Source organism: Arsukibacterium perlucidum DSM 18276, from assembly GCF_000382165.1.
Lineage (GTDB): Bacteria > Pseudomonadota > Gammaproteobacteria > Enterobacterales > Alteromonadaceae > Alishewanella > Alishewanella perlucidum.
Window position 1 is genome coordinate 16,712 of record NZ_KB907736.1, and the last position, 13,324, is coordinate 30,035.

Sequence of the window (13,324 nt, forward strand, 5' to 3'; positions counted from 1 at the left end):
TATTCACCAAGGCAATCTTAGAAAATTAATTTCAAAACTGCTGTTGTATATACCGGTATGCTGTTGTATAACAATTGAGCAAGCAGCGACTTTATAATAAATTCCGGCTTCAGCTGGTACAAATGCTACTCAGGAGAACATTCAATGACAGCAATAAATATGACGCCTAGTCGTGTATATACCGCGATGTTGATGGCCGGTGCGGTGGCGGTTTCCACGCAAGCGAAGGCGCAAGACAGTGAGCCAGTTGAACGTATTCAAATTACCGGCTCAAAAATTAAACGTACCGATATTGAAACAGCTAGTCCAGTATCGGTTATATCCTCAGCTGATATCAGTGCATCAGGTATTACTAATGTAGAAAACCTGCTGCAGGAAATGTCTTTTTCAGCTGGTGTGGCTGGTAACGCTACCAACGCTTACTGGACCAGTGGTGGTTATGGTACCGCGCAGGTCAATTTACGTGGCCTGGGTATTAAGCGTACTCTGGTATTGTTAAATGGCCGTCGCGTCGTCGGCGGAGGTACTGGTGCCAATAGTTCGGTCGATTTGAATATGATCCCGACATCAATGATTGAGCGAATTGAAGTTTTAAAAGACGGCGCATCGGCTGTATATGGTGCCGATGCGGTGGCCGGTGTGGTGAATATAATCACCAAAAAAGAGTTCAGCGGCGCTGAGCTAAACGTGAAGGCTGGTATGTCGGATAAGGGCGATGCTGAAAATCAGGATTTGAGCCTGACACTGGGCGGCGAATTTGACAAGGGTAATGTGGTTGTAAATTTGAGTTACAACAACACGTCTGCGGTGCGTCAATCTGATCGTATTGCATGCTCAAAGTACGGTACAGAAGATGGCACTTTTGAGTGTTTTGGCAGCACCACCAGCGAAGGTGGTCGTGCGTTATTGGCTGACGGAACTCAGGTTCAGTTTAACTTGGATCCAGATACCGCCACGAACGGTAACAACTATGGCCCTTATAACAGTGCAATACACAGTTTTAACTCCATTCCTTATCTCAATGCTGTCAGCCCAATGGAGCGGATAAATATATCCAGCTTTGCTAACTACAACATTAATGACTCGGTGCAGCTGTTTGTAGAAGCAAGTTACGCTAACCGGCAGGGGGAGCAAATCGTTACACCGAGGAATGGTTTCGCTGGTATCAAAGTCGATGCCGATTTTCAATACAACCCTACCGGTCAGGATCTAGAGTTTTTACGTCGGCGTAATACCGAACTGGGCGCGCCTTATTTTTTCCAGGAAACTAATACTGTTCGGGTTGTAACGGGGCTAACCGGTGTATTAAGCAATGGCTGGGAGTGGGACATATCGTACAACTATGGCCGCAATACTGGTACTGATGGCTGGACCTTTGATATTGACCCAGACCGAGCTGCACAAACTTTAGATGATAGCATTTGCACCTATGACAACAGCAATGGTATTCCTTGTGGTGACTGGTTCGGGAAAAACGAGCTGACGCAAGACGTTATTGATTACGTAAAATACCGCCGTGAAGGAACCGGTGGCAATGAAATGCGTGTCTGGTCTGCAAATATGAATGGTTATTTATATGAGCTACCAGCAGGCGGTCTAGGTTTTGCTATCGGTGCTGAAAGTCGAACAGAAAAAGGATGGCGAGATCCCGATTCCACGGTACTGCGTAACGGATTAGAGGATCCCATCAGCGGAAGTTATGATGTCAATGAAATTTTTGGTGAGTTATCCGTCCCTCTGCTGGCCAATGAGTTTTTGGTTAAACAGTTATCAGTTGAACTAGCTGCACGATACTCCGATTACAACACAGCAGGCGCGGAAACGACTTACAAAATGGGTTTAACATGGAGTGTGAACGACAGCCTGATGCTGCGTGCTGTGCGTTCAACAGCGTTTCGTGCACCAGTGATTACTGAGCTCTTCGGCGGTACCAATGGCGAAAACCTACGCACGATAGACCCTTGTGAAAATGCTACCGGCGCGATAGCTACAAACTGCCAGGCGGCAGGTGTACCCGCAGATTTTGTACAGGACGGCACGACAATTCTGACCAGTGTTGGCGGCAACCCCAAACTGGAACCGGAAACGGCTGACACTACCACAGTAGGTATCGTGTGGCAGCCTGAATTCCTTGAAGGTTTTTCTGCGACGATAGATTACTTCGATATTAGAATCGACGAAGCTATTACATCTGTTAATGGTTCCGATATGCTGCGGTTATGCTATGAAGACCCTATCGGTAACGCGAAGTTCTGCGATACCTTTACCCGGCATCCGGTAACTCACCAGGTTAATGAGTTGAATCAGCGCCCGGTGAATGCTGCGGTAGAAACTGTCAGCGGTGTTGACCTTAACACGGTATACAAATTTAACCTTTTTGGTTTGAGCAGCCGAGCGACTTTAGACATCACCCGTTTGCTAAAACATGAAAGCACTCCATTCCAAGGCCAACCTACTATCGACAAAGTAGGTTTTATTACTGAGGACCAAGGAAGTTACACTGAATGGCGTAGTAATTTAAGCTACAGCGTGATGACAGATGACTGGTCAGCAAGCTATTCCTTGCGTTATATCGGCAGTGCAGATGATGTCAATGGTACTGATTCCGACCCACTTGGTAAATCTGTCGGTTCAGTTACCTATTCCGATATATCAGCTTCATGGTACTACAGTGATGCGTTAACATTTAGCCTGGGTGTCGACAACATTTTCGACAAAAAAGCACCGTATCTGACGTCATGGAACGATGCCAACACTGACGTTATGACATATGATCTTTTAGGACGCCGCGGCTTCATCCGCGCCACCTACCAGTTCTAAGTCATTGTTAACCGGTAGCACCTGAGTGGAATGGTATACAAGCATTCCACTCAGGTGCTTACTTTATTCAATAGTAAAAATCAATGAGTTGAACGGAACGAATGGTTTCATGTGCAGTTACTAAGCTGCTGTGTGAACCAGCCGCACTAGAGGGCTGATAATGAATAAATCAATGCGGCTGCTGAAAATCAGCAGAAAATACCATAAATGGCTGATGGCGTTTATTGGCCTGCAGTTTATGGTTTGGTCGGTAACCGGGGCCTATATGGTGTTTTTGGATATTGATTATATCCATGGCGATACTTTGGTTAATAATGAACAGGATAAAATCGATCCACAGCAGGTCACCTACTCACTGCAAAGTTTGTTACAACACTATCCGCAGGCAAAAGCCATTTCCTTGGGGCGTTATCTGGATAAGGTTGTATATCGTTTTACACTGGAAGAACAAAAGTTAGCCATTGATGCCAGTAGCGGCGCTGTAATGCCGCCGTTAGACCAGGCTCAGGCAGAAAAAGCTGCCCGCTTCTATTATAGCGGTGCAGGCACAGTCGAAAGTGCTGAGTTGATAAGTGAAAACGCCCCGTTTGAGCTCAATCCTGCGGTCATGCCAGCTTGGAGGGTAAATTTCACGGACTTCGGCGCCCCGGCAATTTATGTGTCTGCTGAGACGGGATTATTGGTTGGTAAACGGCATAGTTTCTGGCGCCTGTTTGACTGGATGTTCCGCTTTCATGTGATGGATTATGACGATGGTGCAGATATTGATAACAGCCTGTTGTTCTGGTTCACCATGTTAGGCATTTTAGCCTCGGTACTGGGACTAGTGCTGGCCTATTTCCGCGTGTTTCGCAAAGCAGATGAAGCATTACTTGCTCCTGATAGCAATGACAGTCACGTAGCAGGAGTAGCACGATGAATTTGGTCAGAAAAATCCATAAATGGGCCTCCGTTATCGTCGGTGTTCAGTTTCTTATCTGGCTGGGTAGTGGCATGTACTTCAACTTTATGGATCATACCAAAGCGGCAGGACACACTTACAAAGTGCATCAGCATCCGTCGCTGGCCTGGAATACGCTGGCGTTGCAGGAGCCAGCCGACGTGCTACGGCAATATGCACCCAGCACCACGCTGTCGTTAATTGAGTTAGCGCAAAAACCCTATTATTTGCTTAACCATCAGCGCGGTTTGTACGCTAACTTTGTCAACAAACACAGTTTGGTCGATGCGCGGACAGGTTTGCCAGTGACGCTTGATGTTGATTTTGCTAAACAGTTGGCCAGCGCATCCTATAACGGACCGGGAGAAATTGTGTCTGCAACATTGCTGCAGCCACCGATTGCCGATTTACTCAAACAAAAGAATCCTGTGTGGCAGGTAAACTTTGCCGATGAAATTAACACCAGCGTTTATGTTGAGGCCGATTCAGGCCGTATTGCCGGTCACAGTGATGATGATAAACGCCTGGCCGACTTTTTCCTGAAACTGCATTTTATGGATTATGCCAATGAAGGCAGTTTTAACAGCGCGCTAATGATAGTGTTTGCCTTTATTGCCCTATGGCTTAGCGGTACAGGTCTAGTCTGGACCATAGATCTGGCTCTACGCGGCCAGTATAAAATTAAGCTGTTTGCTCGCAAAACCACCGTTAAGTTATTTGACCGTAACCAAAAAAGTCTGGGACAGGTGGCTTTTTCCAATCATAAAAATTTATTAGATGGTTTGGTTGAGCACAATATTATCTTGCCTTCAACTTGTGGCGGTGGCGGTACCTGTGGTCGATGCCGCATTATGATAAATCAAAATGTTAAATCTACCGCTGCGGATCTGCAGCATTTTAGTGCCTTCGAACTAGAACAGGGTTACCGGTTGGCTTGTCAGCACTTCAGTGATGATGTTGAACATATGACATTAATGGACATAACTGATGCGAAGAAGTACCAGTTGGAATTAGTTAGCAGTAAATTTTTAAGCCCTTTTATTAAAGAGTTGCGCTTTACTACTCAATCGAAGATTCCTATGCGATATAAAGCTGGTGCATTTATGCGCTTCTTTATCCCTGAGGCAAGTGGCTGTTCGGTGCCCTTGGATGTGCCTGAGTTGCTACAACAGGACTGGCAGCATATTGACCGATTAAACTATCAACACGGTGCCTGTAGCAGGAGCTATTCCTTGGCTGGCATAGATGATACGACAAACGAGTTAGTGTTTGTCATTAAACTACAAAGTGCTAAGAACCCGTCCGTACTACCCGGTATCGGTTCGAACTATCTGGGTAACTTACGCATTGGCGACCGGGTTGAGGCCTTGGGGCCTTTTGAAGAGTTTTACGCTAGCCCCGGTAGCGATAAGACAATGGTACTGGTTGGCGCAGGTTCAGGCATGGCGCCACTTAAAGCGCTGATCGAAGAACAGTTAGCACTGCATCGGAATAATAAAGGTGATAAGCCACCACGCCCGCTGCATTTCTTTTACGGCGCTCGCAACGAAAATGATGTGATTTACGTTGATTACTTTTATGAGTTGGCGAAGCAGTATCCGCATTTTCATTACTACCCGGTGTTGTCACGACCGGACAAAGGCTGGCTTGGTGCGACTGGCTATGCTCAGCACGTGCTGGCGTTAAACTGGCAGAATGTGGTTGAGCAAGGTGAACCTGAGTTTTATTTGTGTGGGCCTAAAGGCTTAATGGATGACACTATTCGGTTGCTGCGCGACAAAGGTGTGCCAGAAAGTAATATTGCCTTTGATGAATTTAGCTAGCTAAAACGGAACTGCGTGGGACGATTCCGCGCAGTTTTTACTTTGAAGCTGTGATCAGGCTGTTTTAAGTCTGATCACAAAACGCGTGCTCTCTAAATCTGATTCGACATTAATTTGTCCTTCGTGTGCTTCCACAATGGCTTTGGTAATAGCCAACCCTAAACCGGCACCTTCACTATGCCGTTGCCTTGATTGATCTGCACGATAAAAGCGCTCAAATAAATACGGTAAATGTTCCGGAGGAATAGGCGGTCCAGGATTTTCGACGCTGATAGTGATCGAGTCTGGTGATGCCAGTGCTGTTGTTACTGTAATGCTTTGGCTCTGAGCAGTGTATCTCAATGCGTTTGACAGCAGATTGGTTAAAGCATGTCGCAGTAAGGTGCGATCAGCCTGCACCAAAATTACCGGACCGGAAAAATGCAAACTAACACCAGACTCTTCAGCAAGGGCTTCAAAAAAGTCAAAAATCGCCTGAATTTCGTCCGCCAGATTTAACGTTTGCTTTTGCAGTGTGAGTAAACCGTTCTGGCTTTTCGCTAACCACAACATATCGCTTATCATTTTATTCAGCCGCTCCAGCTCCTCCAGATTGGAGAACAGCAGATTCTGGTACTCGTCGGCGCTGCGCGCGCGCGATAAACTAACCTGGGTTTGCGTGATCATATTGGTCAGCGGTGTTCGTAGCTCATGCGCAATATCGGCACTAAAGTGCGACAGCTTGGTAAACCCTTGCTCCAGCCGGTCTAACATCAGATTAAAAGACTGCACCATATGCCGCAGCTCGGCCGGGACCTCGCCCGGTGATAAGCGAATATCCAGTTTATTGGTTTGAATATCACGCATTTGCGCGCTTAAACCCCGAAGTGGGTTTAGCCCCTGGTGCACTGCAAGCCAGGCCGCCAGTAGAGTAAGCAGGGCGGAGCCAAGTAAAATCAGCCCCAGGCTACGCTGTAACTGCTGCAAGAAATGTTCATGAAAACTGATGTCGATAGCGGCAATCACCTGATACTGCTGATCTGCCGTGGTGAAAAGGCTGAACACGCCGCGATAGGCTTTGCCGTCCAGCTGCCAATTGTGGATGGTTTTGGCATTGTAGTCGGCACTGGCCGGGGTATTGGCCGCTAGCAAGCTTAAATCAATTTCGGCGTTACGGTAGACTAAGCGGTTCTGGCTATCCATCACCTGATAGTAAACACCGTGATGGCCCGATACCGCTTTGGAGAGCGTCTGCGCCGGCTGTTGCTGGCCGTTCTGCCCGGCAGTCATCGTGTGCTCAACCGCATGCAGGATCACAGCTAATTCGTCGACATCCTGCTCGATAAAGTGATGTTCGACTGAGCTCAGTAGCAATTGCTGCACGAAAAACAGGCAAACCGAAATGGTCAGCGCGACAAAAAGCACCACGCGAACGGTGATCGACAGGGGGCGTGTGCCAGCGTTATGCATCAGATTGCTCATCGTCCAGTTTATAGCCCATACCGCGCACGGTATGGATCAGTTTTGCCGCAAAGCCGTCATCAATTTTGCCGCGCAAGCGGCGAATAGCAACGTCAATCACATTGGTGTCGCTGTCAAAATTCATATCCCATACCTGCGAGGCGATTAACGAGCGCGGCAGAACTTCACCACGGCGGCGCATTAGCAGTTCAAGCAAACTAAATTCCTGATTACTCAGCGCTATTTTGGCACCGCTACGACTAGCTTTACGCTTAGCAATATCCAGTTGTAAATCGGCAACCTGTAATAATTCTGACTGCGGTGCGGCCTGACCACGCCGTAGCAGGGTTCTGACCCGTGCCAGCACCTCTGAGAAAGCAAAGGGTTTGATCAGGTAGTCGTCGGCGCCAAGCTCCAGGCCTTTCACCCTGTCGTCGACGCTGTCGCGGGCCGACAGAAATAGTACCGGCGTATGGTTATGATTTTCTCTTAGCGCCTGAACAATACGTAAGCCGCTGACGTCCGGCAGCATCACATCCAGCATGATTAAATCGAAATCTTCTGTCATCGCCAGATGATGACCGTCCAGGCCATTTCTGACCAGTGACACCTGAAAACCGGCTTCGCTCAGGCCTTGCTTTAAATAGTCACCGGTTTTTTGTTCATCTTCTACAATCAGCAAACGCACCTTGTTCTCCCCAAACATGGATCTGGCATAGCTCTGGCAGTATTAGGCCATAAACCGCCGCACAGCAACATGACGCTAAGATTACAACTTTGTCATGTTCAGGTCATGCTGCTGACAGTTTCGTACACTATACTGCTTAGCATACAAAATGTATTGGAGGTTCCAGATGACAAAAGCCAAAACCATGATGCCGCTATCTGTGTCACGGCGCCGGTTTGTGCAGGGGCTGGCGGTGGGAGGCGTGTTGGCAGGCTTTCCGCATATTGTCCGGGCGGGGAGCACTTTTAAAGACAATGCTTTTACCGGCTATGCTACTGAGCTAAGCGGCAAGGTGATTGATTTAACCATCGGCGAAGCACTGGTGAATTTTACCGGCATGGTTAGCAAAGCCACCACCATCAACGGCTCGATTCCGGCACCGACGTTACGGTTGCGAGAAGGCGATGACGTGACCATACGGGTAACCAATACCTTATCTGTGCCGAGCTCAATTCACTGGCACGGTATCATTCTGCCGTACCAGATGGACGGCGTACCCGGCATGAGCTTCAGAGGCATTATGCCCGGTGAAACCTTTGTCTATCGTTTTACGCTAAAGCAAAGCGGTACTTACTGGTATCACTCGCACAGTGGCTTTCAGGAAATGACCGGCATGTATGGCGCGCTGATCATTGAGCCGAAAGAGCAGGATATTATCCAAGCTGACCGCGAATATGTGGTGCAACTATCTGACTGGACCGATGAAGATCCACACACTGTGTTTCGCAAATTAAAAGTGCAAAGTGATTTGTACAATTTTAATCAGCCAACAGTGCAGGACATGCTGCGCGATATCACTGACAGAGGGCTGGACGCGGCGCTGGCGAAACGGCAGATGTGGCAGCAAATGCGGATGAACCCCACCGATCTGGCGGATATCTCCGCGGCCACTTTTACGTATTTAATGAATGGCAGTTCGCCGCTGGCAAACTGGCGCGGCCTATTTAAGCGCGGTGAGCGCGTGCGGCTGCGGTTTATCAATGGCTCCAGCAACAGCTTTTTTGATGTGCGTATTCCCGAGCTGAAAATGACTGTGGTGCAGGCTGACGGCCAGAATGTACACCCGGTAACGGTAGATGAGTTCCGCTTTGGCCCGGGCGAAACCTATGATGTTGTCGTCTCGCCGCAAAATGATGCCTACACCATTTTTGCCCAGAGCATGGACCGCAGTGGCTATGCCCGCGGTACCCTGGCCGTGGCCGAGAGCTTGCACGCCCCGGTGCCGGCACTGGATCCGGTGGAGTGGCTGACGATGGCTGACATGATGGGTAATATGAATCATGGCGCAAGCGACAGCCACAGCCACGGCCACAGCGCGATGGCGCACGGCAATGGCGCGGAAGATCATAGCCAGCATGGTGCTATGGCTATCGATCACAGTCAGCATGGCCCGGCGGTGCCTTATGCCAAAGCCAGTTCAACTGTGCGTCATGCCAGCACCGAGTATGGCCCGTCGGTGGATATGCGGGTGGATATGCCAAGAACCAACCTGGACGATCCGGGCATTGGTTTGCGCAATACCGGGCGGCGCGCGCTGACCCTGGCCGATTTACATTCGCTGGACGGTATTATTGAGCCGGGCGGCCCGGAGGCGGAAATTGAGCTGCATCTGACCGGCAATATGGAGCGCTACACCTGGTCATTCGATGGCTTAGAGTTTAGTAAAAGCACACCGGTGCATATGAAGCACAATCAGCGTATCCGGGTGATCTTGCAAAACGACACCATGATGACCCACCCGATGCATTTACACGGTATGTGGAGTGATCTGGAAAGTGACAACGGTGCCGTACAGGTACGCCGCCATACCATTCCGGTGCAACCGGCGCAGCGCATCAGCTTTTTAACCACGCCGCATGATGTCGGGCGCTGGGCCTGGCATTGTCATTTATTGTTCCATATGGATGCGGGTATGTTCAGAGAAGTGGTGGTGTCATGAAAACAGCCAACGTAACGCTAACCTTGTCGCTGCTGGCGCTGGCCTGTACTGTGGCGCTCAGCCCTGGCGTGGCAGCGCAGAACGCCACTGAGAAACCGCCGGTACCAACGCACAGTGGCATGGACCACAGCAAAATGGACCACGGCAAAATGGATCATAGCAAGATGAACCACGCTGAGCAGGCGGTTGACCATAGCCAGACGAACCCTAGTGACATGGATCACAGTCAGATGGATCATAGCGGCATGGACCACAGTAAAATGGGCCACGCTGAGCAGGCCGTAGACCATAGCCAGATGGACCACAGCGAAGTGGACCATAGCAAAATGGATCATACCGAGATGAACCATAGTGAAATGACCCATGCTGAGCAGGCCGTGGATCACAGCAGTATGGATCACAGCACGATGAACCATGCCGATATGCAGATGCAAGGCGGTAAGGCGCCGGCTAATGCCCGCGATCCACATGCCTACTCCAACGGCTACACCCTGACTGACGGGCCCTATGGCATGGCCGATTCACGCCATTTAAAACACGGTGTTGAACATTCACAGTGGTCCGTGCTGGGCGATCGGCTGGAATACAATGCCGACAGTGAAGCTGGCGAACTGGAGCTGCAAGCCTGGTATGGTACGACCTATGATCGGTTGGTGCTGAAAACCGAAGCTGAAGTCAGTGACGGCAAGCTGGAAGAGAGCAGCACCGAGCTGTTATGGAGCCACGCGATAGCAGCCTATTGGGATGGTCAGCTTGGGCTGCGCCTGGATCAGGTTGCCGATGGCACCAACCGGCAGTGGTTAGCATTGGGTGTGCAGGGCCTAGCGCCGTACTGGTTTGAAGTGGATGTCACGGCTTATCTGGGCAGTGGTGGTCGCACCGCGTTAAGTGCCGAGGCAGAATACGAGCTGCTGTTAACGCAGCGCCTGATCCTGCAGGCCCGGGCGGAGCTAACCGCCTATGGCAAAGACGATGCAGTCAATCAGCTGGGTAAAGGCCTGTCTTCACTGGGCGCCGGGCTTCGGCTACGCTATGAATTTAGCCGCCAGTTTGCGCCCTATGTCGGGGTCGAGTGGCAGAACAAATATGGTAACACGGCAGATTTTGCCCGCCTGCAGGATGCATCGACAGCAGAAACATCCTGGGTTGCCGGTGTGCGGTTCTGGTTTTAATAGATCAGGGTTTTAATCAATTTGGATGTTAATAAATAAGGTGGTCAACATGAACAAATTAATCTCGCTGCTTACCCTGCTCTGTTTGGCGTTTGCCGGACCCGTACTGGCGCATGTTAAACAAAGCGGCTCGGTACCGGCGGATAACGCCATGCTCATGCAGGCGCCGGATGTACTCAGTATCAGCTTTAGTGGCCCGATCCGGCTGACGAAAGTCACGCTGTTGCACGATAACGGTAACACTGTCGATTTTGGCTTTACGCCCACCGCTGTCGCCACGCAGTTTAGCTGGCCGTTGCCAGTGCTGGAGATCGGTAGTTATCAGGTTAACTGGGTAGGTTTGGGCGAAGACGGTCATAAAATGAAAGGTGATTTCAGTTTTATGCTCCACGCCAGCGCTGACGCCGGGGGGAAAGCTGATAGCGCGCACGCGCATCAGCACTAGATGGCTGGAGATTGGCGATGTTTAGCGATACCTGGGTATTAGCCTTATTCGCCCACAAGCTGCTGAGTTATTTAGCGGTTAGCGGCAGTATTGGTGCGGCGTTTTTGCTGCAGTTGCCGGCGCTGGCTCAGCCACAGTTTGATAGCCTTGCCTTTCGGCTGTGGTTAAAACGCCTTGTACTGGGGTGGTCGGCCGCAGGTATGGTGCTGGCGTTACTGTATCTGCCGCTGCAGGCTGGTGCGCTGGCCGAAACAGGCGTAGCTGGCATGGCCGACAGGCTGATGCTACAGATGGTTTGGCAATCGGCAATGCGCACCCAGCTGCTTTTATGGTTATGCGGTTATGCAGCGCTGTGGCTTTGGGCCTGGCGCGTTAAACACAGCGGCAAAGCGGTAGTGAGCATTGCGGTAGTTAGCCTGGCCGCGTTATTGCTGGCCGCCAGTTTCAGCCAAACCGGCCATGTTGCCAGTTTGGCAGGCCTGTGGCCACTGTTACTGACGCTGCATGTGCTGGCAATTTCGGCCTGGGTAGGCGCGTTGCTGCCGCTATGGCAAAGCTGTTATCGCTTAGCACCAGACAGGCTGGTGGCGCTGATGGGGCAGTTTGGCCAGGTTGCGCTCTACCTGCTGGTACTGCTTATCAGCTGTGGCGTGTTGATTTTACTGCAACTGCTCGACTCGCCCAGTGCACTGTTTGTCACCGACTATGGCCGCTTAATGTTGTTTAAGTTGATGTTGGTAGCGGCCATGTTACTGCTGGCTGCCTGGCACAAATTTAGTCTGGTCAAAGCGCTGGCGCAACATCAGAACAGCCGGTTGCTGGCACGGTCTATTTTTATCGAAATGCTGTTAGCGCTATTGGTACTGGCAACCAGTAGCAGCTTTACCACTGTGGTGGGCTTAGCCCATTAAGCCCGCTTTATTCTAATAATTACAACAGGATACCTAATATGTTTCGCAATAAAATTCAAACGCTGTCTGCCATCAGCCTGGGCCTGGCGTTACTCTCTCCCGTTAGTGCGCTGGCGCACGGCAATGAAAAACCTGCCGCCCCGGCCTTGTTCGTCGGCGAAAGCACCGCTGCCGCTCAGGCGGTAAAAGCGTTTCATCAGGCGTTACGCGCTGGCGATGCCAAAGCGGTGCGCGCCATGCTGGCAGATGACGTGCTGATTGTCGAAGGTAATGGCGTAGAGCGCTCGGCTGACGAGTATGCCAGCCACCATATGCTGGCTGATATGAAATTTATGGCGGCGGTACAGGTAGAAGCGCTGGAGCATCAGACCAAGGTGCTGGGCAAGGTGGCCTATTCGGTTAGCCGTAGCCAACTGACTGGCGACTATAAAGGCAAGCCGGTTGACGTTATCAGTAAAGAAACGCTGGTGCTGGTAGATACAGGCGCCGGTTGGAAGATCGTGCATGTGCACTGGTCGCACTAAGGCAACAGCGGGAGAGCACTATGAAGTTAACTCTGATAGCGGCAATGCTGGCAGCCACTGCGTTACTGGCCGGCTGTAAAGACGCCGGCCCGGCTAAACCGGAAACTACAGCTGTGCCCGACAGTGCAGCAGCACTAACCCTCACGGTATACAAAACGCCAAGCTGCGGTTGCTGTAAAAAGTGGGTATCGCACCTTGAACAGCAGGGAGTGGTTGCACAGACGAAAGACTATGATGATCTAAGCGGCATAAAAGAGCGCTATGGCATCACGCCACAGTATTATTCCTGTCACACCGCCGTATCGGAGCAGGGCTATGCCTTTGAAGGCCATATCCCTGCTAAATACATCCGGAAATTTCTTGCTGAGTCGCACCCGGATGCAATTGGCCTGAGTGTACCGGCGATGCCGCTTGGATCACCGGGTATGGAAGTGGAAGGCCGCTTTATGCCGTACGACATTCTGCTGCTGCATAAAGATGGCAGCGCCAGCGTTTACGCTCACATCAGTGATGCTGCCATGCAGTAAGTAGTGTAGTGTCAATCCTTGCTGCTACGCGGTGCTGTAATGACAACTAAATCACT

At 50.5% G+C, this 13,324-nt stretch carries 11 protein-coding genes; 9 read left to right on the top strand and 2 right to left on the bottom strand.

Annotation, left to right across the window (positions count from 1 at the left end; all coding sequences use genetic code 11):
* Positions 1-144: 144 nt before the first annotated feature.
* The 3 genes from H141_RS0117965 (at position 145) to H141_RS0117975 (ending at position 5,583) form a co-directional block, all read left to right on the top strand.
* Positions 145-2,820 carry a TonB-dependent receptor gene (locus H141_RS0117965; protein WP_008224192.1) on the top strand — a complete coding sequence of 892 codons (2,676 nt, stop codon included), beginning with the start codon at positions 145-147 and terminating at the stop codon, positions 2,818-2,820.
* 160 nt (positions 2,821-2,980) lie between these two features.
* The gene (locus H141_RS0117970; RefSeq protein ID WP_008224194.1) at positions 2,981-3,739 is read left to right on the top strand and encodes a PepSY domain-containing protein; all 759 of its coding nucleotides are present in this window, start codon (positions 2,981-2,983) and stop codon (positions 3,737-3,739) included.
* Positions 3,736-5,583: a 2Fe-2S iron-sulfur cluster-binding protein gene (locus H141_RS0117975; RefSeq protein WP_008224197.1), complete on the top strand. Its 1,848-nt coding sequence runs from the start codon at positions 3,736-3,738 to the stop codon at positions 5,581-5,583. The genes H141_RS0117970 and H141_RS0117975 overlap by 4 nt, the downstream gene beginning before the upstream one ends.
* 54 nt (positions 5,584-5,637) lie before the next feature.
* Here the strand turns inward: H141_RS0117975 and H141_RS0117980 are convergent, their stop codons facing one another.
* A complete protein-coding gene (locus tag H141_RS0117980) occupies positions 5,638-7,044 on the bottom strand; it encodes a heavy metal sensor histidine kinase (RefSeq protein WP_240473144.1) in 1,407 nt (468 codons plus the stop codon).
* Positions 7,025-7,711: a heavy metal response regulator transcription factor gene (locus H141_RS0117985; RefSeq protein WP_026349545.1), complete on the bottom strand. Its 687-nt coding sequence runs from the start codon at positions 7,709-7,711 to the stop codon at positions 7,025-7,027. The genes H141_RS0117980 and H141_RS0117985 overlap by 20 nt, the downstream gene beginning before the upstream one ends.
* Before the next feature lie 166 nt (positions 7,712-7,877).
* Between H141_RS0117985 and H141_RS0117990 the strand changes: the two genes are divergently transcribed.
* The 6 genes from H141_RS0117990 to H141_RS0118015 are packed head-to-tail and all read left to right on the top strand — an operon-like array spanning position 7,878 to position 13,268.
* Positions 7,878-9,689, top strand: a complete 1,812-nt coding sequence (locus H141_RS0117990) for a copper resistance system multicopper oxidase (protein WP_019677682.1) — start codon at positions 7,878-7,880, stop codon at positions 9,687-9,689.
* A complete protein-coding gene (locus tag H141_RS0117995) occupies positions 9,686-10,861 on the top strand; it encodes a copper resistance protein B (RefSeq protein WP_019677683.1) in 1,176 nt (391 codons plus the stop codon). Before H141_RS0117990 ends, H141_RS0117995 begins: the two co-directional genes overlap by 4 nt.
* Before the next feature lie 49 nt (positions 10,862-10,910).
* Entirely contained in the window at positions 10,911-11,306 is a 396-nt protein-coding gene (locus H141_RS0118000; RefSeq protein WP_008985533.1) for a copper resistance CopC family protein, read from the top strand.
* 17 nt (positions 11,307-11,323) lie between these two features.
* The gene (locus H141_RS0118005; RefSeq protein WP_019677684.1) at positions 11,324-12,217 is read left to right on the top strand and encodes a CopD family protein; all 894 of its coding nucleotides are present in this window, start codon (positions 11,324-11,326) and stop codon (positions 12,215-12,217) included.
* 38 nt (positions 12,218-12,255) lie between these two features.
* A complete protein-coding gene (locus H141_RS0118010) occupies positions 12,256-12,741 on the top strand; it encodes a YybH family protein (RefSeq protein ID WP_008985535.1) in 486 nt (161 codons plus the stop codon).
* A gap of 20 nt (positions 12,742-12,761) precedes the next feature.
* A complete protein-coding gene (locus H141_RS0118015) occupies positions 12,762-13,268 on the top strand; it encodes a DUF411 domain-containing protein (RefSeq protein ID WP_019677685.1) in 507 nt (168 codons plus the stop codon).
* Positions 13,269-13,324 lie beyond the last annotated feature (56 nt).